Here is a 1,259-nt window from a genome sequence, read left to right on the forward strand (position 1 = left end):
CGCCACCTGTGGCGCGGTCATCGCGCCGCGGAGTCGGGGTGCTGCGCCACTGGCGGCTGCTGGTGGCCGCAGTCGTGCCCTGTCTCCTGCTGGCCGGCACCGGGTGGTGGTTCTGGCCGCAACCGCCGACGGGCCTCCCCCCGCACATCGCCGAGGGGACCGTCCAGGCGAACCTGCTCAGCGCCGACAGCGTCAGCAAACTGGCCGGAACGACGGTGGTGGCCGGGCCCCAGTCGAACCGGCCGCACGCCCCGCTCGCCGTGGCTCCGTCGGAATGCGCTGTCGCCGCCGGACCGACGACACAGTCGGTCTACGGGCAAACGTGGAAGGCGTTCCTGTCGGCGACCTACCAGGACGTCACAGGCTCGGGCAGCTACACCGTCAGCCAGGTGATCGGCGTGTTCCCGGACAGCGAGAAGGCGACCGCGGCCTTTCGCACGCTCAGCGACGGCCTCACCAAGTGCCCGTCCTCGACACTCACCGACCAGGCCGGACGCACGTCGAAGTGGACTTACACGGCGCACCCCGCCACCGAGGACGCGGTGGCGTGGACCGCGACGCAGGGCGACACCGCGAACTGGGCCTGCTACCACCAGGCCCGGGTGAAGGACACGAGCCTGATACAGGCCTCCGTCTGCCAGGCCGGTGACGGCGGGCCAACCGTCTTCACGGTCGCCGACGAGCTCACCGGCAAGGTGACCGGATGACCGCGCCCTCGCGCACGACAGCCGCGCGCCGCCGTCGGACGCTGCCCCGGATCCTGCACCTCCTGCTGATGGCGCTCCTGGCACCGATCGTCGCCGCGGGAGTGCAGACGATCGCGGCATCCGATGCCGTGGCGGTGACGGCACAGGCGGGCACGCTCGCCCCCGTTCCGCTGGTGGCGCCCCGGGGTTTCGAAGCCGCCCTGGCGACCCTGCTGGTGGAGATCGAGGACGCGAACCGGCAGGCCGCGGAGCTGGCGCAGCAGGGGAAGGACGTGGTCGCCGAGGCAGAGCGGATCACGAAGGAGTCCGCCGCCATTCGCGACAGCAAGGCGGCGCTCAACGCCAGGGTCGCCGCGGTGAACCAGGAGATCAGCGGCCACAACGGGCGCGCGAAGGCGGTGGACGACGAGATCGCCGCCCACAACGCCAAGCAGCACACGTTCCAGATGCCCGCGGAGGCGGACGCGGCCGCCGCCTACGACGCGGACGCGCGCCAACTGGAGGCCAAGAAAAACCAGGAGAACGCCGTGGAGGACAAGATCCAGGGCGAAG

The 1,259-nt window shown here is 71.5% G+C and carries 2 protein-coding genes; both read left to right on the forward strand.

The features are described 5' to 3' along the window. A partial coding sequence (locus ACIQOV_RS04225; protein WP_401044699.1) for a sensor domain-containing protein occupies positions 1-707 on the forward strand: 707 nt, incomplete at its 5' end. After that, positions 704-1,259: hypothetical protein (locus tag ACIQOV_RS04230; RefSeq protein ID WP_401044700.1), on the forward strand; the 556-nt coding region annotated here is incomplete at its 3' end. The genes ACIQOV_RS04225 and ACIQOV_RS04230, both read left to right, overlap by 4 nt.

Source organism: Kitasatospora sp. NPDC091257, assembly GCF_044757675.1.
Classification (GTDB): Bacteria; Actinomycetota; Actinomycetes; order Streptomycetales; family Streptomycetaceae; genus Kitasatospora; species Kitasatospora lactacystinica.